Raw genomic sequence first — 17,636 nt, 5'->3', positions numbered from 1 at the left:
TCACGACTTTTTAAGTTCTTCGATGAGAGCATTAGCAATCAGCACGGAATGACGTGCCACACATTCAACGCTTGGATTAGGATCAACGCCTGGAATGATTGGCGAGGCCAAAATACCAACTATTGCATTTTTGGCAATTTCGTACTTACGCTGCTCCCAATCAATACTTTCTTGCGCTATTGCAATAGTGGTAGGGCGTTGTAATGCTTTTATCAATTGTTCCTTTCGATCGGTTTCAATAGCTCGTTCAATTTGTTCCCGAACTTCTTCGTCCGTATAACCTAATATGTCAAATTCATTTCTGTTCAACCAGGCTTTGGGTTCAGTGTCCTTGATCCACCCGTCGTTCCAGTGGACATCAATTATTTCTCCTGTATTTTTGAGTATTGCTTTCATATTTAATTATTATTTATGTTCTATTCCATACCCAAACAAGGCAAAGTCGCCTTTTGCTGGGTCATTCGGAAAAACTTCTTTCATTGCACCGGTAATCTCCAGAGCGGTTTGCATGTCAGCTCGCTTCCGGCTGGTCAAATCCAGTTCCAATGCCATACGATGTACATGAGTGTCCAATGGAATCATCAAGTCGTCGGCCTTCAACTTGTGCCACAATCCCATATCAACTGGACTATCAGACCTCACCATCCAGCGCAAAAACATACAGAGTCGCTTACATGCAGAGCCCTTACTATAATCCGGGATTCCATTGATACCCTTAAAATAGTTACACAGGGCTTCTACAGGCGTTTTATTTGGTTGGGAGATAATCATATCCTCCATACGTTCAAAATCGCTGTAGAGCCTTCGCAAACGGTCTCCAAGCTTGTACAAATCATCATAAGACAAGAAACGATAAAACTTCCTGTGGTCGTTATAATAAAAGTTATACTGCTTCGTCATCACCCAGCAATAAGGGTCGTCACAAAAGTCCTTGTCCAGCCAATCCGCTGCTTTAATGATAGCCTTACGATTACCGAAAGCGAGCCAAGACGTGATAAAGCCACTAATCTCAGCTCGCTTTCCAATATGCTTTCTGGGGAATTGCACCGGGTCGTCAATGATAAAGGCTGGAGATTCATACCGTCCAGCCCAATCAATCAGCCGTTGCTTAATTCTGTTGTCCATTTTTGAGTTTGTTGCTTATGATTTCATAAAGCATGACCGCCAAACAAAATCCATTGCTAACTATGAGTGGGGTGTTCCGGGTCATAATGCCATTGACCATCCAGAAGAGATTGCCGGCACTCACCAAATATTTGATAGTGTTAGCGCTTTTCGCTAACATCCCGGCACCGCGAAACAATGTCGCCACCCAAGCTATAATTTCTGCAATTATTGTCATACTGCCTCCTCTTTGTTTGATTGATTAGTAACACCGTACAATATGTTGCAGACTTGCTTTTCCTGCTCAGTAGAAGGGTTCTGAAGATGCCACTTATACGAATCGCAGCCGCCACACGGACGGAAGCTGAATAATTTCTGGGTAATATGAGATACCGGCTCCGATATGTTAGCGATGACTTTGCACTGTTCAGACTCTCCTAAACGAATATTGCCGTCCCAACTTACAATGGGGAGGCAGAAACGCTGATGATGCTCCATCAGTGCACCTATACCGATTTTGCACAGAACCTTTGTCTGTGCCAATATCAATGATGAGTTGATACAGGAAGGGAATCCGTTTACGCATTTAGCCTCATCGTACCACTTACCACTGCAAGCACGACCCAACGGTTTCATCCGAATGTCGCTGTCTTTATCACACAACGCGACCTTTTCACCAAACAGACGCAAGGCTTTCAAATTGGGTTTATGCAGTTCATCATAGTTGGCATATAATCCTTTGAATGAAGAAATCTGCAAGAAAAACCCTTGCCGCTTTGACACCATTTGAGCAAATTTCTCAGTGAAAGTGTGGTCTCTGATGAACGTGCCATTGGATAGCACCGAAACTGATATGAAATCACTGTTGATGAGGAGTTCCATAAAATCAAAGAACTCTGGATGAGATGTCGGCTCACCTCCAGAAAGCATGACAACCTTTGACCCTATGTTCTTTGCAAATCGCAAAGCCTGGATAAATGTGTCCTTGCTCATCATTTCGTTGCGTTCAGGCCCAGCGTTTTGCATACAATGCGGACAACGCAATGTACAGTGTTGTGTTATGTTGATAATCATAAAGCGTAATTTTTCTTTTATTTGATCTCATAATAGTTTACCACATATTACTCCTTTGCCTTGAAATTATAGATAGGACGAATGATTTTCTTAACCTCAACGGTGTCCTGAATGGCATCAATGATAGCCTTCATAGGCTTGTAAGCCATCGGTGCCTCGTCAAGAGTTGCTTCGCACACCGAAGAAGAGTACACTTGATTCATCTCTTCGGCAAATTGTTCTACCGAGAGCGTTTCCTTTGCCTTCTTGCGAGACATCAACCTCCCGGCTCCATGTGGAGCAGAATAGTTCCAGTCCGGATTCCCCTTACCAACACAAATCAGTGAACCATCTCGCATATTCATTGGAATGATAAGGTGTTCATCTTGATTTGCCCGAACTGCGCCTTTACGGAGGATAATCCCTGAAGTGGAAAAGTCGATGTAATTGTGAACAGTATGAAATGGCTGAATAGCCCTACTTATCTTTAATCCGAGCTTCGCAAGTATGATATATGCCATTGTTTCACGGTTCATTTGCGCGTACATTTGGACAATCTGCATATCATGGAAATAGTGTTCTTGGACTTCTCCTGTTATGTATGCAAGTCCGTCAGGCACCGAAATAGGCTTTAGCTTTGACAATTCAGTTTGAATTTCATTAGCACGGCCTTCAGCCTTCAAATGCTGAATAATTTCGTTTCTATCGGCAAAACCACGACTACATAACGATTCGGTCATCTTTTGATAATACTGACATACACGAACACCGAGGAATCGGAGTATTATGAATGTTATGGCCGGATGGGATATACTGATGTACAACTTCATCAAACTTAGCGAGGTCTATATCAACCTGACCCAGCGGAACGACAAACATACCGCACCCTATGTCAACGCCTACCAGATTAGGGGTCACAGCATCGGTTATATACATTGTGGTACCAATAGTACATCCCTTCCCAGCATGAACATCCGGCATAATTCGGATATGGGAATCCTGATATGGCTTGAAATCGGCCAATCGCTGTATTTGAGCCAAAGCCTCATCTTCCAGAATATCTCCGAAGATCTTCACGTCTTGGCCTATTAAATTTTGAAATATCTTCATTGTGTTATACTTTTCGGTACATAAAGCACCGTTGGATTATTCTTGTGAACGTCAATCTCCGGAAACTTTTCTTTGAACTTCTGAAGATTAAATGGTTTAGTGATAAGATGGCATCCATTCATTGTCGGAATCTCAGCAAAAAGATACACGATGTCACGGCAACACTCATCCAAATACTCTTTCGATTCTGGATGAGTTTCCAGCCAGATGCCATCCAATTCTTCCAGTACTTCGTATTTGGTGTCGAGGTCTCGTGTATCAATGTCAATTATCCAGCTCTTACGACGGCTTGTTAATTCGCCACAAGCACTGTTGTAAATATGCCAGGGGTTGATGACATTGCCTGTATGAACATTATCCGCGAGTTTTTTGAGTATGAGGGTATTTAACTTCTCAAAATCTTTCCCAGCAACATTGATATATGCCCGCGCTTTGTAATGTTCGCACAGGAATACAACCTCATCCTTCAAGTTATCAAGTTGTTCCCGACTTCTAACGAGCCATGACTGAATGAGTTTGTTTGCCGCTGGTAGTTCCGGATGATCCTTACCACGCCTCAGTATCTGAAGATGAAAAAACATATTGTTCACTTCATTGAAGTAGAACAAAGGTTTGATTATGTCGAAATTGTCAATCATTTGTAAATGAATTTAGGGAGGTCAACGAATTGGCCTCCCAGTAAACATTTAGTTACTCCACTACAATCTCCCAATCATCAGCAAACACATCACTGATAGACGGAACCCACGAATCAGCACGACCAGTGTTCTCATTATAGATAAGGCACTGGGAGGTGTAATCTATGGTTCCTTTACCTTTTAGAATAAGGTCTTTTGCGGATTGAGGCAGAGATTGCATCTTGGGAACGATTTCCTCTGTAATATGAGCCGGCACTTGTTTGATGACCCACAAGCCTTTGCCATTCCAGCCGCTTCTACGGATTGGATAACCCGCTTTGAGAGCCATGATAGCCATGCCAAAATTCATCTTCCGCACTTCTGCGCTATGAGAGCCTTGCATACGTTGTATGCGAGCGTCAAGAAGACGTATATAGTCGAACATGGTACAACACTGCATTTCCAGCAAACACTTGTTGTACGTGTCATCCACAACTTCATTCATTTTACCAGAGTCTATGAAAGCAGCCAACTTTATATATCTGTCATTGACTTCGCTGGCTTCTATCTGCATACGGTCAACAGGTGTTTCTGCAATCTTATATGCCTTTTCAAACACATCTTTCGGAGACCAACTTTCATAGCCATCTTCATAAACGACTTTGTAGCCGTCTTCACGATTCATCGAGCGAGGCACCTCTCCATCTTTAGGATATACCTTACCATCTACTCGCCACGCAGGGGTGGCGCTAATTGTTTTTGTTCCAATATACTTTTTCATATCATTATTTGATTTTTTAATTTCTATAGCATTAGCTAATATGTTTTGCGCAAAGCTTTGGCCGTCAGTTAAAAAATCCAAACTCTCATTGTGAAACATCTTTCGATATTCTTTTTCTGATGTTGGATAACACATGCGACCAGCTAAATGTGATGTAGGGCCAGCGCCAATCAATCTAACACAGCCGCTATCTAATAAGAAAGCACCAATCCCCCAACAACCATGTTGCTTAGGATAAAAATAATAGGCTTCTTTTCGGCTATTATCAACGCTTTGAAGATATAACCCATTATTCAAGAAAATGGGGAACCCTTGATAAAACAAAATGCGTTCATCTATCATTATTATTCAATATGTTTTAGTCAAACCACTCTCCATTATCTTCTTTCAATACTTCCACCAGTTGTTCGTCAGAAAGCTGAAGGTTAGTATCATCAGTGAAATAAAATATCTCATCATAGATATTTCCCGCTTCTTTACTCGCAAATCCGTCATTTTCATCTTCAAAACTTCCGGGTTGTAGCGCATCTAAAAACTTGGTGCTGGCAATAACGAGGTCACCCCCGTCTTTGTCTGTTACGATACGGCATCTATATGTCGTACCGTTAAATTCATAATCTTGAAATCTCATACTGCTTGGTGTAATCAAATCAGGATAGACTGGAGTCAACTCGCGAACATAGACTTCGGCCTCGCTGTCAGAAGATGCAATACATACAATTGCGTCCAAGAAGAAATCATCACGGTCGCCGGTTAGCTCGCCTTGCTCGTTAAAGCTAAAAGGAACCTTGAAAACCTCATATTCACCAGACGTTTCTCCAACAGGATCATTCCACCAAACTTTGGCACCGGGTTTAATAAAGCGATAAAAATAAGATGTGTCTGTATCATCCTCTTCTTCAATCCTTGTTTCAGGATAGCACCAATCAATATCATTGAACAGGGCATCGCACCACTCTCGATTACCACAGCAAAGCTCAAGAAGGTCATTGTGGGTGTAATAATCACAGTTTTCGCCGCCACATTCATACTCTATGCCATCAACCACTACCGCTGCATCTTCCGCTGCATACTCCGGTACATAGCAAGGAGCATCCCAGTCATCCTTATAGGCTTCCTCATCTTTGAATATGAAGCCATTGTCACTTTGCCCGAATAGAAAATATGGCAGACCGTCATACCAATGCACTTCTCCTATGTCGGCTATTCTTTTATTGTCCATATTTTGAGAGTTTAATAATGGGACCCACCAGCTATTAAAGCACTTGGTGAGCCCCTGTTTCATTTTATTTGCTTCGCCATTCGTTCATTTTGGCTTCGATGTCAATGCCATTGTTGACAATCAGCTCTTTCATGGCGCCAAACATACGCCAACCTTCTCCATTTTTATAGACTTCAGCAAGTTTATCAAGCTCACGGAGAGATGACGACTCTACCAGCGGATTCCCCTTACTGCTAAGCATTTTGCATCCGTGGAACATGATAAGGTTACGCATAGTGAAGTAGCCACCAGCACCCTTGTACGCATCCTTAAACGCCGGGCTCATCACGAGACTGTAAGGTGAATACATCTCTTTCACAATCTGGTAGAATCCGACGGCAGCACGGTAGAGGTCTGTCATGTTTTTTGCATCTTTAATCAGTCGGGCGCATCTTTCCAGCGGATTGAACACTTTCTTGCGCAAATCATCAACAAAGATGTTGTTGCCGTTGAGCGTAATATAAGGAGTGCCCTTACAACGCTTACATTTTTTCTTTCTCTGCTCAACATGCTCGTTAAGCTGCTTGAGATAGTCTGCTGCCATTGCACCGGCTACATTCTTATTGAACCAACGATTGCGCTGGATAAAATTTTCCTGGTCGAGCATTTCCAACTTAGCCTGTATGCGGATTTCCTCAATTAGCATTTCCCAGCTATAACAGAAGCCCTTTGCCTGAAGCGCATTAAGAAATCCTACAGGCTTACCGGTTTTCCAATCCTTCTGAGTCAGCATGTGGAATACCTGCGCCATAACCCATCTGCGGAACAGACGGCGGTTAGGCACAGTGCCACCCTTGAAGATGGCGATAATGATAGGGTCGTTGTCTGCCAAAATAGTCAGACCTCCGTTTTCAAGACGTGCGATAGATTCTACGCCCTCTGCATTTGTTACTGCGAAAAGGTTTGTTACGTCAATACCGGCGGCTTTCATCGCCTCAATTTTCTTTGATGCTTTCATTGCTGTTCTGTTTTTAGAAATTGAATTGTTTTCTGATTCAAGTGGGAGCGTAACAGTTCCCAGACCGCTATCCTTACCGATAGCGATACCTGCTGTGAATGACTCATGTTCAGGAATTGCGATACTTGCGCCGCATTTAGGGCATACTACTTTTGTTTCTTTCATTGTTGTATATTTTATTAGTTATTGATTTCTATCCATTGTTTAAGCAACACAAGAGACGGGTGCTTCTTTGATTGCCAAAACCATTTACCTTTGGCAAACTCATCCCAAATCAATGTGTTCTGTATAATTGCTATCAGGATAAACAGTTCCAAACGTAACTGGGTTATATCCCGGTGCTGACCGTATAGCATATCTTCTTCAGAAAGTTCATGCTCCGGCAGGGCACGGAAATAACGCCTATACTTTGCTTCACTACGGGCAGACGGAACACTATGAAGATATTCCCAGTAGTATTCCTCTACCATAGCGAGTAAGGCATTAACTGGGAATTTAGTATCATATCCCAGTTTTCCTTCATATTTACCATCCTTGATGATGTATTTGCCATCAATTACAAGGTCACGCTTCTCCAAATTGATTCTGAAGGTGGAACCATTATGGACTTTTTCTTGCGCTTCATTCCAAATATTTTCCATTGAATGTCAATTAAAAAGGACGTATTCAAAATTTGTGACGTAGTTCTTTAATCGAATCGATACATAACAGGTATTGAATCCGGGTGAGGTCAGGATATAATCCTGAGAGAACCCGGATGATTGTGACCTGTTACTTAAAGCCAAATCCCTTATACATCCGATGTTACGTTACATTGTTTTAATTATGCTCAGGCTAATTGACACATTGCTATATTAGAGCCGATGCGAAGAGCGGGTTTGGCACGCGTAGGTCATCTCATATTTGAGATGAACCACGCGTGTGTGTACCCGCCGCGCTGAATTAAAGCCGCTTGCATAATTGATACTGTGCTGTATTGATAGCCAGTCTCATCAGTCTGGCACATTTCTATATTTGCTTCGATGAGAGAGCTGGATGCTGAAGGCGAGTAATCCAGGTTTCAAACCTGGATGGATAGCCTTCATTCAAATCCAGTCTCTTATAAAGGTGCTGCCTTGACTGGCCGAAGTTGTGCTGAAAGAATTTTGGTTCTCAAAACTGCGATACATTACTTCAATCGTTTCGATGTGTGCGGCCAGATGAACGGAGTGCGCCGGCGGCGAAACAGTGGAAACACTGTTGGCGCCGGCTCACGCGGTGGATTCTGGCCGCAAAGCTGAACATTAGTTTCTTAAACCGGACCAGCTGTATTGCCGAGATTACCAAGATATAATTGCACATAACTATATTGGCGTCAATATGAAGAAGATTCGCCAGAATCGACGGGCTGGCTGGAGATGGCAGTCGCTGCTCCAAAAGCCCGTCGATTCTGGTTTGAGTCTTCAGAATTAAATTTTATATCTCATAATCTATCTTGTGCAGATGCCCAAATGTTTTATGATTGTCAAGCGTTTTTGTATGGTTCTGTAATCTTTTCAATGTACGTGATCTGCTTCATCGATAACGGTCCAGGATGTATAACAGACTCGGACCTTATCGAGTGTTAAGGAGATCACGCTGAAGTATTCGCTATTCAATCATATTCTGCATACTCAGAAGAGAAGTCAGGTTTTACTGTGTAATACTTTAATGGTGTCGATATTAGGATCATCTTGTCTTGATTCTGACAGTCTTGGTGGTACACTCAAGACGAAACGAATCAAGAGTTAAAGATGATCTTAATTGAATTTTGAAGCCATTCCTCTCAAACCGTACACTCGGTTGCTGAAAGTCAGCACTTATGGTGCATTTCTGTAATCATTTCGATATTGGGACGCCATTCTGTCCGCTGGAAGCTCCGGCGCAGGAGTCGGGTACGACTACAAGTCTGAGCTGGAACTGGACAACATTATGGCGTCTAAATTGAAAGAAGTGCTCTTCTTCCAGCGTATTGCACTATCAAAGATTCTCAACCAATGTCGCATAAGCTTCACGGCTCGTCAGAAGAGCGTTTCTCATGCAGCCAATGGTTAAATAGCCGGGAATTTCTTGCTCCGTCTTGTTTCGGTTGCTTTTGACATTTCTGCCCTGTCCGCGTTGTATGCAACCTTCAGACTTTGTTTTGACATAGCCAAGACCACCGACCTTCTTCTTGCCAGTTTGCACAGCCCTCAGACAATCCATAACAAACTTATTCAGTTCGTTAATGTCTTTGATGACATTGCAAATAGGGAGAACTTGTGTGGCCCAACTGAACTCGCCATTACCCTTGTAAAGATAACGATTGACAGAATTGACAGCCTTTGTCAATGTAATTCCTCGTTGTTTGATTGTACGGTGCTCAATTTCCTTCTGGAAAGTTTTGATTCGAGACCCGCTTAATGAAATGTCGGCACCTTTAATAGAGAAGCCAAGGAACTTGAACCAATTCGTATGAGTCAAGTATTCTACTTTCTTCGGATTGAGCTTCATATCCATTAACGCAAGGTCGTCTGTCAAAATAGCCATTGCCTTTTCATATTCGGGACCGACAAAAAGCATATCATCGGAGTAGCGAGCATAATAGCCATCCAGCTGACTCAACTTAAAATCGATGTGATACAAAAGAACATCTGCCAGCCATGAAGCAACAGCGCAACCCTGCTTTAATGATTGATATTGCTGCAACAAATTGCCATCTGGGTCGAAGTAATAATCACTGTGATAATACTTCCTCAGTACATCAATAAGAGCGGAATGGCCATATTTGGCTTCAACCATATCAAACGCCTTATCGATAAATCCGATAAGCACACTATCGAAATATTTACTGAGGTCGGACTTCCAGCCAGTCACATCACCTTTAGTCTCGCATATCATCCTTGAAACTTCTTGAACGACCTTACCACAGCCGATTCCTTTCTGATAAGACTTACAGCTCTTATGAACCATGTCTGGGGTCAATTCAAAAAGGAGATCGTTGGCAATGCTGAGAAGTATGCGGTCCATCGGCTCGTTAATGTAAACTGTCCTGAACTCACCGTTGTCCTTGGGTATCTGGGCTGTATGAGGAGGTGCGATCTCATATTTGCCATCCTTGATAGCCTGATACATTCGAGCTCTCGTTTCGGGCTTAGTCAATTTACAAAGGTCTCGCCGGCTTATGTCCTTGCCAACGCCTTTGTCAATGGCATATTCCCACCGAGGCATCTCGAAAAATTTTTCTAATATAATATCTGCCATGTTGTTTGAAATTTTGATTAAAACCACCGTAACAGATGAGGCGTTTCCCAGTAGTAATGTTTCTCCGGGCAAACTCTCCTAAGAGCAGCGATTACTGTATTTTTCTTTGCGGCGTCTTTCAGGTATATTTGACCATTACTAACTGTATAATCACGGCCTTTCTTTAATCCATGAAGGGAAAGAATTGACGGAGCGCACTGTTCGATTGTTGGGATAAGATTATCTTTTGCTTTCAACATTGGTCGTAATGTTATTCTGCGTTTTCTCCCATCAAGTCCACCGCAAGACCATTGGGACAACGCTCATCAAACCAATGCCAGACATCAAAACGGTATGTTCCGGCGGGAAAACACATAAAATCCCGTTCAATCTCGTCATCGTTGTTGATTGGAATTTCAGAAAATCTCTCCCACAATTCAGAAAGAGTCGCAAGTCCGGTGTGGTCTTCGCAATCTTCGCACCATGTATCTTCCGTCTCAGCCGGAGTGTTTACATCAGAACAGTATTTGTTCGTATTTGCATCCACCCATGCCATTATTTGAACATTAGTACCGCCACATTCAGGACAATACAAAGTATCTAATGTATGTTTCATATAATCTGATTGTTAATAATTTCTACCACAGACTTCCACATTATCCACAAAGTATGGACAATCTTGCGAAAGTTGCATTTCTACTTGTGCGCCTTCAAGTTCTTCTGCGATTTCTCCGTCTGATAACTCATAGTTGTCAGGCACAGACAAATCTACACGCACTGTTAGATAAATAGCTCTACTTTCCATATTGAATTTTATTATAGCCGGGCCAGAAAAACTGGCCCGGAAGAAAGAATAAAGATTAAACTGATAGGGCTACAGCAGGGCGAACCACGCCAGTGTTGCACTTGTTGCCGTAGCCGCCACCACTGTAGAAGCCCACGTACCACGAGTAGCCGGCACTGTGCTCAGTGGATGACCAGTACCACTCTTTTCTCATCGGAGAACCACCAACAGCCTCCAGCGCCTTGTTGACTTCCTTTATATTCAGCAGAATTAGATGCAACTGGGCGAGAGATGGGATATACTGTCCTTCTTTCAGGTCAATCTTCGGATTCAATGCCTCACCATAGTCTTTGGTATTGGCTTCACCATCCCAGTCTGTGATTGCATCGAAGAAGTCTGAGTGATAAAACTCCGAAGTGCCACTTCTTTCATCTGCGGTAAGAGCAACCTCTTCACCATCAGCTGCGTCGTGAAGCGCAACAGTCGCGATTTTATCACCCATTTTGACAGCCACGCCAATTACCTTGTCGGCGATTGACTTCGGGTCGTCAGTAGATGTGAGGTGTCCACCCTCCAAGACGTAATACACGCTGTCTGACCAGAACTGTTGCTGGGATGAAACCGAAGCCTGTTCATCACCAGTTACGAAATTGTACACTTTCTTTGCTTTCTCAACATCGAAGTTGAGGTTGGCTACGATAGCCATTCTAAGCTTTTGAATCTCTGTAAGATTTGCTGCCATTGTAATTTGAATTTAATTGTAAATAATAAATTATTCGTTCTCTTCTTTCAGAGTAGGAATTTCTAAATAAGCACAAGCCTCTCTAACATTCTCAAGGAACTGAGGAAAGAAGTCTTGCCATTCCAGGTATTTTTCAATTCTACTTGCAACCTGTTGGAAATCGTCATCAGGAATTTCCGGATCATAGCCGGCATCGGAAATGTCTTCTCGACACAGGCTTACTACTGGCACCTCACAAACGGGCGGTTCCGTAGTAACATCTTTCACATCGTTGGTCTCTGGAATCTCATCTATGATATAGCTAAGATGTCCAAACTCTACATCATCAAGACGCATTTCTTCATTGCCATATTCTTTATCATATCCGTAAATCTCAAGGGTGCCATCTACTACCGCTACACGAGTGATGTAGCAATCACAGTTAGACTCCCAATGACTATCTCCGGCCATCACGATTGGCATTTGAACTCCTTTTACGTTTTCTCCGTCTTCTGTCTGAAAGCGAAATTCGTCACCGTGAGCAAGAACAGCCTTTTTAAGTTCCTCTCGTTCTAAGGCTTCAAGCTTTCTGTACTGTTGATAAAAATTTGAATGTCTCATTTTATATTTGGGTCTGGTAAATTTTCAAGTATATCAAGAATACCTCCCAACGAAACATGGTCAAGCTGGATGGCATCTTTGAGGTCTATGCAATCATATTCATCTATGCCGTAAAACTCGATGCCATGATTGCCAAGGATAACTGATGTCACATAGAAAGAACCCTGCCGGCCTTTGTAGTAAGTATAAGCATCAACAAGAGGAAGTTCCAACTCACTCAGGTCATCAATCTCTGCAAGGCTTTCATCGTTTTCATCGACAAAATAATATGCACCGCCGTGAGCCCTGATAGCATCCAGCAATGCTTTGTTGGCATCGTCTTTTAATGAGAGCCAACGCTTGTTCAAATGGTCTATGTTCATAATCTCAATCGTTTATAGGATAATGCCATTGGGACCAATAAACTTCGTCCCACATAGAATTTTGAGGGTCGTCACCATCTTTCAGGTCTTGCTCAAATTGCTTTTTATCTCCATCGTAGCCGCCTTTAATTGTACATTGTTCACAGCAAAAGAAGCTTCCAGCGATGTAGTAACCATCAAAAACTGGAAAACCACAATGCTCACAGATGCGTAGATCGTCCAAAGCATCGTCTTGTTCGTAAGAATAAAGAGTTTCAACAACGGTCTGGCTATACAACTCACCCCATTTACTAAGGGAATCATAATTGACCTTCGGGCCTTTTGGCGCAAATGGATAGTACCGGAGTTTCAAAGTTTCTTCCCACGCTTTATCAAATGCAACGGCAACAGAACACCCTTCACGTTTCCAGTACATAAAACAGTCGTGGCAGAACTTCGTAAAGATGTCCTGCCACTGCTCATCAGTAAGTTGACTCATTTCACAATATTGATTCGGGTTGCCAATTTGTATCAAGTTCATAGTCACCGGTCGGTTCAAATGTGCTTCGAGGAATTTCTTCTTTTCGCATCATCTCATCTACGATGTCGTATGCTTCATCCTCAGAAGCCGCTATAACTCGAATTGACCGAGCAAAATCCCAATGAATATCTACATTTACATAGGTCGGAGGCAATGGACATTCGCCATCAAAACAACCGTACCATTGTAGAAGGGTGTCTTCATTGTCGTATTTCTTACATTGCAATTCAAGGTAGGCATCCTGCTGATAGTTACTAACTTTAGATTCAGAAGCGTCCGGTTCGTTGATAAGACGTTCTTTAGCCAATACTACAGCCTGTTCCCATAGACCATCTTCTTTAGCGAGTTCTTGACAATAACTATCCCAAAAGGAAGTGAAGAAATCACAAACCTTTTTAGATTGGATGCCAAAGCTGTTCTCATAATCAGAAACATAAATGCTTCCGAGTGTTATTTGTTGACGGAGGGGCCACAGGTATTCGTCCTTCAACCATCCGTTTTCATCGAAACAATCATTCGTTCTCATACTTTTGCAAATGTTATAAGAGCCTGATACATTTGTTCCCCGAGGTCATCCCAGCTAATCATTTGCTGAAGGTCTTCGTCATAGTTAGCCGTTTCACCAGCAAAATAATATGCTTGGTCACGAATCTCATCGGCTATAGCCTGACGTCGGAGATTGTTGGGCTCAAATTTATAATCTTCAAGGAGCTCAGATATGGGAGTTTCAAACTCGCCACACACCAGACACACATATTCCATGTCGTCCGGCCCATCACCCAACAAGTCGAGCTCTTCTCCGTTGGGCAAGGGAAATAAAAGTTTCATTAGTCAAATAATCCTGGAATTACAGGCATCGCAGCAAGCGCAGCCTTACGTTTTTGTTCTTTTTCATGCTTCTCGACATAATCGAGGAACTGTTCTTTGTAATCATCCCAATCAATTACAATCCAGTAAGGCCATTTGCCTTTATCGGGATTTTCATATCGCATAGGATGTGCTGTAGCATAATCGGTGTAGAGCGAACCATATTTCAGATAAATCTCCCATTCCTCTTTTGCCTCGTCCGTTTCTGGTTCTACACAATGATAGTCAGTGTTTTCTTCAACATACATATAGATAGACTCATTCAAGCCTTCAATTTCTTCTGGAGCCATCAGGCTGAGCAAATAACCAAGAAAATAACTGGTGTAATGATCGTTTGACGGGTCTTGCATCAGTTCAAACCATTCTTCAATATCATTGCTCATAAAGGAGATGAAACCACTGCAACTCGTATGATACTTCTTAATTAGAGCAGCAAGTTCAGTGCGATACTCCGGCAAACTTCCTAATTCTTTCAGGCGTTTAACGAGTGCATCGTAATCAGGAACCTCGAAGGTTGCGAAAATTCGGTCAGTAGTGAAATTGTACTCTTTTGGAGAACTGACATAGCAACCAACATATTCCATCGGAACACCAAGACAATTTTTAATTATCTCAGCATAATCATCAGCAAATAGTTTTGCAACTTTATCTCTATAATCGGGACCAAAGCCCCAATCATCAATGAGATTCAGACTTTCAAAATCTTCATACTCACCATACTTCATTTCATGGATTTCCGTCCATTCATTTTCGCCCTGCTCCCAGATACCTTGATAAAAACCGGTAAAGTTGGGTACTTCTAAATCCAGTCTCATAATTCAAAAACTTTCAGGATAAAGGGTTCTGGCGACGTTATATGCAAGTTCCTCATAACAGAACCAGCATATAAATACATAGTGAGGCAGATGCTTATCGTTGCGAACAGGTTCACCAATCTCTTCTTCAAAGTCTTCTACAAACGCTTCTAAATCATCAATATGCTGGATATAGAATCGCTTGCAATCAGAATTATAAACAAACATTCCAATCATGCCGGAGGAGCAGCCGCCATAAGAAAAGTCATGGAAAAATCCATACGGTGTATCATATCCTTCAGCATGGCCGGCCATATCTTCGATAAGCTCATCCACAAAATCATACTTTTCTGTGTATGCTTGCTTGAACATCTCAGTCAGGAATGTTTCAGTGTCTGGAAGGTCGTCTGCAAGAATGGAGCGGTCTGCGCAATAGCCAAAGAAATGCTCATAAATCTCCTCCGCATCCTCCTCACCCTTAGTCATCAGCCAATCGTAAGGTGTTTCTCCTTCATCGAGATAATCCTCAATGGTTTCTTCCTCGCCGATAAATAACTCCATCAGGCGTTTTGAGTCGTCTTGGTGGTTTTCAATATATTCTGTCCACCAGCTAAGTACATATTGTTCAAATGTCTGTTCCATGTTTTTAAGAATTTGGTTGTTCCCAAAGTATTTCTTTATTATTCGCTTCAGACAAGGCATCGGACAAATTCTTTATCATTTGTTCGCACTGCTCCATATCTTTCACGACATCAGTAAGGCGATACGGTGCTCCGTTTTTGCCATGTCCATCAGGGCCGACCCAAAGCATAGCTTCCTCGTCCGGGTCATACCCTTCATAGTAGTTATCAACTTCCTCAATCAGGGTATAGATGTCATAATTTTGCATCGTAGCCCAGAAACAAAAGTCTTGTCCGAAATCGGTGTACTGGGAGAATGTAAACTCAACATCATCACCATTGATTTCAGTGCTCACGGAAAATCCTTGACTTTCCGCGATTTCTATAATGCGGTCAATAAACTCTTGCCGATTCATAGTTACTGGTATTTACGATATTCTTCAACTTGGTCAATGTCGTCCATGCCGTTCCACCAATCCATGAAATCTTCAGTGGCCTGATCCCAATCACAGTCTTCTTCACCATCCTCGTTGGTACAAGCATAGTCATTGATATTCAAGTGAGCGATGGCGAACAACGCATTATAGTCTGTGGAAGTATCTTCTGCCCATTCTTGAGCTTCTTCCATTTCGTTCTGAGTAATGTCCTTTTCCAAATGCTCTTCATCAGCATAGCCGAGCCATTGAGCAATGGTATCAAACTCGAACCAGAACAAATCATTGATGGCAGTATCAGACCAACCATCAGCCGGTTCTATCTCTTCCAGCATTTGTTCTACCGTGTCCAGTTGCTCAGCAGAGAGCAATTCAGCGCGGTCTTTGCCTCCACTCCAAAACTGGAAGTTAGAGAGGCTTTCTTCTACATAGTATTTCATATTGAGTAGATAAATTCGTTGATAAACACAGGTTTATGATACAGGCTGGCAGCGTACTTTTCAAGCCGACAGCCCTTGCTGTTCTCCCAGCCATCCAAAAGTATGATTGCATCACATTCCAGTAATGCTTTGATGTCATTACCCATCAGCTCTGAATAAGGAGCGTTAAGGTCAGTTTGTACTTCAAGAGGCGAAACAGGAATATATCCTTTCGCCTTCAGCAATTCCGAAGTCTCTTGGATGCGCTTTCGCACATCATCAAGATTTTGACCAGAAATTGGAAGGCTTATATATACTTTCTTCATAATTCCAACTATTTAATTTGATTAGCATAATCAATGGCTAATTGGCATGCTTTCCGTGTTTTATACTTGCCATGACACAAATATGTACTCCAGCAATGACGCTGGGTGTCATAAACGCACCACCATTGCTTTCCATCAATAGCAGTGCGTTTTTCAGGGGTAAAACGAGGAGTGTCCATTTTATGCTACTTCTTTTAATCCGTGCTCAGAAATCACTTCGTTAATGAGCTCTTCTGTTTCCATAAAGAACCCCCAACATGAATGAACCTCTTCCCAGTCAAAATCATCTTCGTCTTCACGGTTGGGGTCTTGGAAATGCTTCGTGTATGACACTTTCTCTTCCAGAACATAGCCTTTGACATCTCCCCACATCCACATGCCAATACATTCGACTTCACCATCAATCAATGCGTCAATTTTGGTTTTCCAATCGGTAGTGTCAGTGCTGACCATTTTTGAGTATCGTTCCTTTGTACAAAAAGCGATACCTTCAACATAATCCCCTTGACCGTACCCTGTTGTGGACCATTCTTTGACAAATATATCTTTACCTAAGTCAGAAAGAATCTGAACCAGTTCGTCACACTCCAAATCTTCTATAAACTGGTCCGTATAATCATACGTGTAAAGGTCTGAAGGAGAAACGCTGAAAATTTCTTGATAGCCTTTATGTTCAGCGTATCGTGAATCGTTGTACCATTCCAAATACCATGTTTTATCATGCTTATCATATCTCATTCGATAGCCGTCCACCTTGCCTTTCTTAAAATAATTCAGCAAATCTTTCCATTCAACATGCTCGCCAATAAGTTGATGTAGCGCATCTGCAAGTGAATATCGGCTATCTCCGTATTTACCAAACACTTCTCTCCAATTGCACGCATCAGACAGTCGGGCTGAACGGTCATATTCCCACAGGAAACATGCAGCCATATCCCAGTCTGTACAAGGGCACATTGCATCTGTATCATAATAAATCTTGATACGATGGTTGCCAATTTCTTTTGTTTCTATCAATAAATTGTTGCTCATAATCATGTCTGT

27 protein-coding genes are annotated in these 17,636 nt (G+C 42.3%); 1 reads left to right on the top strand and 26 read right to left on the bottom strand.

The features are described 5' to 3' along the window. From E5358_RS05755 to E5358_RS05705, 11 genes are all read right to left on the bottom strand, one after another. Positions 1–396, bottom strand: coding sequence for a hypothetical protein (locus E5358_RS05755; RefSeq protein WP_135939293.1), 396 nt, complete (start codon positions 394–396; stop codon positions 1–3). Between the two features lie 9 nt (positions 397–405). Further along, entirely contained in the window at positions 406–1,125 is a 720-nt protein-coding gene (locus tag E5358_RS05750; protein ID WP_135939292.1) for a TIGR02757 family protein, read from the bottom strand. After that, on the bottom strand, positions 1,109–1,342 hold the full coding sequence (locus tag E5358_RS05745) for a hypothetical protein (protein ID WP_104405213.1): 234 nt from the start codon (positions 1,340–1,342) through the stop codon (positions 1,109–1,111). The genes E5358_RS05750 and E5358_RS05745 overlap by 17 nt, the downstream gene beginning before the upstream one ends. Then, complete coding sequence (locus E5358_RS05740) at positions 1,339–2,178, bottom strand: radical SAM protein (protein WP_135939291.1); 840 nt, start codon at positions 2,176–2,178, stop codon at positions 1,339–1,341. The genes E5358_RS05745 and E5358_RS05740 overlap by 4 nt, the downstream gene beginning before the upstream one ends. 47 nt (positions 2,179–2,225) lie before the next feature. Beyond that, the gene (locus E5358_RS15305; RefSeq protein ID WP_277821174.1) at positions 2,226–2,897 is read right to left on the bottom strand and encodes an RtcB family protein; all 672 of its coding nucleotides are present in this window, start codon (positions 2,895–2,897) and stop codon (positions 2,226–2,228) included. Next, complete coding sequence (locus tag E5358_RS15300) at positions 2,878–3,267, bottom strand: RtcB family protein (protein ID WP_277821173.1); 390 nt, start codon at positions 3,265–3,267, stop codon at positions 2,878–2,880. Before E5358_RS15300 ends, E5358_RS15305 begins: the two co-directional genes overlap by 20 nt. After that, on the bottom strand, positions 3,264–3,905 hold the full coding sequence (locus E5358_RS05730) for a hypothetical protein (protein WP_135939290.1): 642 nt from the start codon (positions 3,903–3,905) through the stop codon (positions 3,264–3,266). Before E5358_RS05730 ends, E5358_RS15300 begins: the two co-directional genes overlap by 4 nt. 52 nt (positions 3,906–3,957) lie before the next feature. Then, complete coding sequence (locus E5358_RS15295; RefSeq protein WP_277821172.1) at positions 3,958–5,007, bottom strand: DUF2829 domain-containing protein; 1,050 nt, start codon at positions 5,005–5,007, stop codon at positions 3,958–3,960. Positions 5,008–5,023: 16 nt separating this feature from the next. Further along, complete coding sequence (locus tag E5358_RS05720; protein WP_135939328.1) at positions 5,024–5,296, bottom strand: hypothetical protein; 273 nt, start codon at positions 5,294–5,296, stop codon at positions 5,024–5,026. Positions 5,297–5,951: 655 nt separating this feature from the next. Beyond that, positions 5,952–7,049, bottom strand: coding sequence for a ubiquitin carboxyl-hydrolase (locus tag E5358_RS05710; RefSeq protein ID WP_135939289.1), 1,098 nt, complete (start codon positions 7,047–7,049; stop codon positions 5,952–5,954). A 14-nt stretch (positions 7,050–7,063) separates the two neighbouring features. Beyond that, a complete protein-coding gene (locus E5358_RS05705; protein ID WP_135939288.1) occupies positions 7,064–7,525 on the bottom strand; it encodes a hypothetical protein in 462 nt (153 codons plus the stop codon). A 504-nt stretch (positions 7,526–8,029) separates the two neighbouring features. Between E5358_RS05705 and E5358_RS15290 the strand changes: the two genes are divergently transcribed. Continuing rightward, a complete protein-coding gene (locus E5358_RS15290; RefSeq protein WP_277821171.1) occupies positions 8,030–8,164 on the top strand; it encodes a hypothetical protein in 135 nt (44 codons plus the stop codon). A gap of 718 nt (positions 8,165–8,882) precedes the next feature. Here the strand turns inward: E5358_RS15290 and E5358_RS05700 are convergent. From E5358_RS05700 to E5358_RS05635, 15 genes are all read right to left on the bottom strand, one after another. Then, a complete protein-coding gene (locus E5358_RS05700) occupies positions 8,883–10,145 on the bottom strand; it encodes an RNA-directed DNA polymerase (RefSeq protein WP_135939287.1) in 1,263 nt (420 codons plus the stop codon). 250 nt (positions 10,146–10,395) lie between these two features. After that, positions 10,396–10,740, bottom strand: coding sequence for a hypothetical protein (locus E5358_RS05695; protein WP_135939286.1), 345 nt, complete (start codon positions 10,738–10,740; stop codon positions 10,396–10,398). Between the two features lie 12 nt (positions 10,741–10,752). Then, positions 10,753–10,929: a hypothetical protein gene (locus E5358_RS15070; protein ID WP_168354592.1), complete on the bottom strand. Its 177-nt coding sequence runs from the start codon at positions 10,927–10,929 to the stop codon at positions 10,753–10,755. 55 nt (positions 10,930–10,984) lie between these two features. Continuing rightward, positions 10,985–11,650, bottom strand: coding sequence for a DUF1566 domain-containing protein (locus E5358_RS05690; RefSeq protein WP_135939285.1), 666 nt, complete (start codon positions 11,648–11,650; stop codon positions 10,985–10,987). Between the two features lie 30 nt (positions 11,651–11,680). Beyond that, the gene (locus E5358_RS05685; RefSeq protein WP_135939284.1) at positions 11,681–12,250 is read right to left on the bottom strand and encodes a hypothetical protein; all 570 of its coding nucleotides are present in this window, start codon (positions 12,248–12,250) and stop codon (positions 11,681–11,683) included. Beyond that, positions 12,247–12,612 (bottom strand): hypothetical protein, encoded by a 366-nt coding sequence (locus E5358_RS05680; protein WP_135939283.1) that lies wholly within the window; start codon positions 12,610–12,612, stop codon positions 12,247–12,249. Before E5358_RS05680 ends, E5358_RS05685 begins: the two co-directional genes overlap by 4 nt. Positions 12,613–12,616: 4 nt before the next feature. Further along, positions 12,617–13,090 (bottom strand): hypothetical protein, encoded by a 474-nt coding sequence (locus E5358_RS05675; RefSeq protein WP_135939282.1) that lies wholly within the window; start codon positions 13,088–13,090, stop codon positions 12,617–12,619. A gap of 1 nt (position 13,091) precedes the next feature. Then, positions 13,092–13,658 (bottom strand): hypothetical protein, encoded by a 567-nt coding sequence (locus tag E5358_RS05670; RefSeq protein ID WP_135939281.1) that lies wholly within the window; start codon positions 13,656–13,658, stop codon positions 13,092–13,094. Next, positions 13,655–13,960, bottom strand: a complete 306-nt coding sequence (locus E5358_RS05665; protein WP_135939280.1) for a hypothetical protein — start codon at positions 13,958–13,960, stop codon at positions 13,655–13,657. The genes E5358_RS05670 and E5358_RS05665 overlap by 4 nt, the downstream gene beginning before the upstream one ends. Next, positions 13,960–14,814 (bottom strand): hypothetical protein, encoded by an 855-nt coding sequence (locus E5358_RS05660; RefSeq protein ID WP_135939279.1) that lies wholly within the window; start codon positions 14,812–14,814, stop codon positions 13,960–13,962. Before E5358_RS05660 ends, E5358_RS05665 begins: the two co-directional genes overlap by 1 nt. A gap of 3 nt (positions 14,815–14,817) precedes the next feature. Continuing rightward, complete coding sequence (locus E5358_RS05655; RefSeq protein ID WP_135939278.1) at positions 14,818–15,435, bottom strand: DUF7222 domain-containing protein; 618 nt, start codon at positions 15,433–15,435, stop codon at positions 14,818–14,820. 4 nt (positions 15,436–15,439) lie between these two features. Further along, positions 15,440–15,829, bottom strand: coding sequence for a hypothetical protein (locus E5358_RS05650; protein ID WP_135939277.1), 390 nt, complete (start codon positions 15,827–15,829; stop codon positions 15,440–15,442). 2 nt (positions 15,830–15,831) lie between these two features. After that, positions 15,832–16,287, bottom strand: a complete 456-nt coding sequence (locus E5358_RS05645; protein ID WP_135939276.1) for a hypothetical protein — start codon at positions 16,285–16,287, stop codon at positions 15,832–15,834. Further along, on the bottom strand, positions 16,284–16,592 hold the full coding sequence (locus E5358_RS05640; RefSeq protein ID WP_135939275.1) for a DUF4406 domain-containing protein: 309 nt from the start codon (positions 16,590–16,592) through the stop codon (positions 16,284–16,286). The genes E5358_RS05645 and E5358_RS05640 overlap by 4 nt, the downstream gene beginning before the upstream one ends. A 180-nt stretch (positions 16,593–16,772) precedes the next feature. Continuing rightward, the gene (locus tag E5358_RS05635) at positions 16,773–17,624 is read right to left on the bottom strand and encodes a hypothetical protein (protein WP_135939274.1); all 852 of its coding nucleotides are present in this window, start codon (positions 17,622–17,624) and stop codon (positions 16,773–16,775) included. Between the last annotated feature and the right edge of the window lie 12 nt (positions 17,625–17,636).

The sequence above is a fragment of the Palleniella muris genome (assembly GCF_004792655.1).
In the GTDB taxonomy this organism is placed as follows: Bacteria; Bacteroidota; Bacteroidia; order Bacteroidales; family Bacteroidaceae; genus Prevotella; species Prevotella muris_A.
This window is presented reverse-complemented; position numbering and strand designations above follow the sequence as displayed.

What these genes read in the sequence shown, in the direction of transcription:
- E5358_RS05755 (WP_135939293.1), bottom strand. Translation starts at nt 396, where the DNA reads ATGAAAGCAATACTCAAAAATACAGGAGAAATAATTGATGTCCACTGG.
- E5358_RS05750 (WP_135939292.1), bottom strand. Translation starts at nt 1,125, where the DNA reads ATGGACAACAGAATTAAGCAACGGCTGATTGATTGGGCTGGACGGTAT.
- E5358_RS05745 (WP_104405213.1), bottom strand. Translation starts at nt 1,342, where the DNA reads ATGACAATAATTGCAGAAATTATAGCTTGGGTGGCGACATTGTTTCGC.
- E5358_RS05740 (WP_135939291.1), bottom strand. Translation starts at nt 2,178, where the DNA reads ATGATTATCAACATAACACAACACTGTACATTGCGTTGTCCGCATTGT.
- E5358_RS15305 (WP_277821174.1), bottom strand. Translation starts at nt 2,897, where the DNA reads ATGACCGAATCGTTATGTAGTCGTGGTTTTGCCGATAGAAACGAAATT.
- E5358_RS15300 (WP_277821173.1), bottom strand. Translation starts at nt 3,267, where the DNA reads ATGAAGATATTTCAAAATTTAATAGGCCAAGACGTGAAGATCTTCGGA.
- E5358_RS05730 (WP_135939290.1), bottom strand. Translation starts at nt 3,905, where the DNA reads ATGATTGACAATTTCGACATAATCAAACCTTTGTTCTACTTCAATGAA.
- E5358_RS15295 (WP_277821172.1), bottom strand. Translation starts at nt 5,007, where the DNA reads ATGATAGATGAACGCATTTTGTTTTATCAAGGGTTCCCCATTTTCTTG.
- E5358_RS05720 (WP_135939328.1), bottom strand. Translation starts at nt 5,296, where the DNA reads ATGAGATTTCAAGATTATGAATTTAACGGTACGACATATAGATGCCGT.
- E5358_RS05710 (WP_135939289.1), bottom strand. Translation starts at nt 7,049, where the DNA reads ATGAAAGAAACAAAAGTAGTATGCCCTAAATGCGGCGCAAGTATCGCA.
- E5358_RS05705 (WP_135939288.1), bottom strand. Translation starts at nt 7,525, where the DNA reads ATGGAAAATATTTGGAATGAAGCGCAAGAAAAAGTCCATAATGGTTCC.
- E5358_RS05700 (WP_135939287.1), bottom strand. Translation starts at nt 10,145, where the DNA reads ATGGCAGATATTATATTAGAAAAATTTTTCGAGATGCCTCGGTGGGAA.
- E5358_RS05695 (WP_135939286.1), bottom strand. Translation starts at nt 10,740, where the DNA reads ATGAAACATACATTAGATACTTTGTATTGTCCTGAATGTGGCGGTACT.
- E5358_RS15070 (WP_168354592.1), bottom strand. Translation starts at nt 10,929, where the DNA reads ATGGAAAGTAGAGCTATTTATCTAACAGTGCGTGTAGATTTGTCTGTG.
- E5358_RS05690 (WP_135939285.1), bottom strand. Translation starts at nt 11,650, where the DNA reads ATGGCAGCAAATCTTACAGAGATTCAAAAGCTTAGAATGGCTATCGTA.
- E5358_RS05685 (WP_135939284.1), bottom strand. Translation starts at nt 12,250, where the DNA reads ATGAGACATTCAAATTTTTATCAACAGTACAGAAAGCTTGAAGCCTTA.
- E5358_RS05680 (WP_135939283.1), bottom strand. Translation starts at nt 12,612, where the DNA reads ATGAACATAGACCATTTGAACAAGCGTTGGCTCTCATTAAAAGACGAT.
- E5358_RS05675 (WP_135939282.1), bottom strand. Translation starts at nt 13,090, where the DNA reads ATGAGTCAACTTACTGATGAGCAGTGGCAGGACATCTTTACGAAGTTC.
- E5358_RS05670 (WP_135939281.1), bottom strand. Translation starts at nt 13,658, where the DNA reads ATGAGAACGAATGATTGTTTCGATGAAAACGGATGGTTGAAGGACGAA.
- E5358_RS05665 (WP_135939280.1), bottom strand. Translation starts at nt 13,960, where the DNA reads ATGAAACTTTTATTTCCCTTGCCCAACGGAGAAGAGCTCGACTTGTTG.
- E5358_RS05660 (WP_135939279.1), bottom strand. Translation starts at nt 14,814, where the DNA reads ATGAGACTGGATTTAGAAGTACCCAACTTTACCGGTTTTTATCAAGGT.
- E5358_RS05655 (WP_135939278.1), bottom strand. Translation starts at nt 15,435, where the DNA reads ATGGAACAGACATTTGAACAATATGTACTTAGCTGGTGGACAGAATAT.
- E5358_RS05650 (WP_135939277.1), bottom strand. Translation starts at nt 15,829, where the DNA reads ATGAATCGGCAAGAGTTTATTGACCGCATTATAGAAATCGCGGAAAGT.
- E5358_RS05645 (WP_135939276.1), bottom strand. Translation starts at nt 16,287, where the DNA reads ATGAAATACTATGTAGAAGAAAGCCTCTCTAACTTCCAGTTTTGGAGT.
- E5358_RS05640 (WP_135939275.1), bottom strand. Translation starts at nt 16,592, where the DNA reads ATGAAGAAAGTATATATAAGCCTTCCAATTTCTGGTCAAAATCTTGAT.
- E5358_RS05635 (WP_135939274.1), bottom strand. Translation starts at nt 17,624, where the DNA reads ATGAGCAACAATTTATTGATAGAAACAAAAGAAATTGGCAACCATCGT.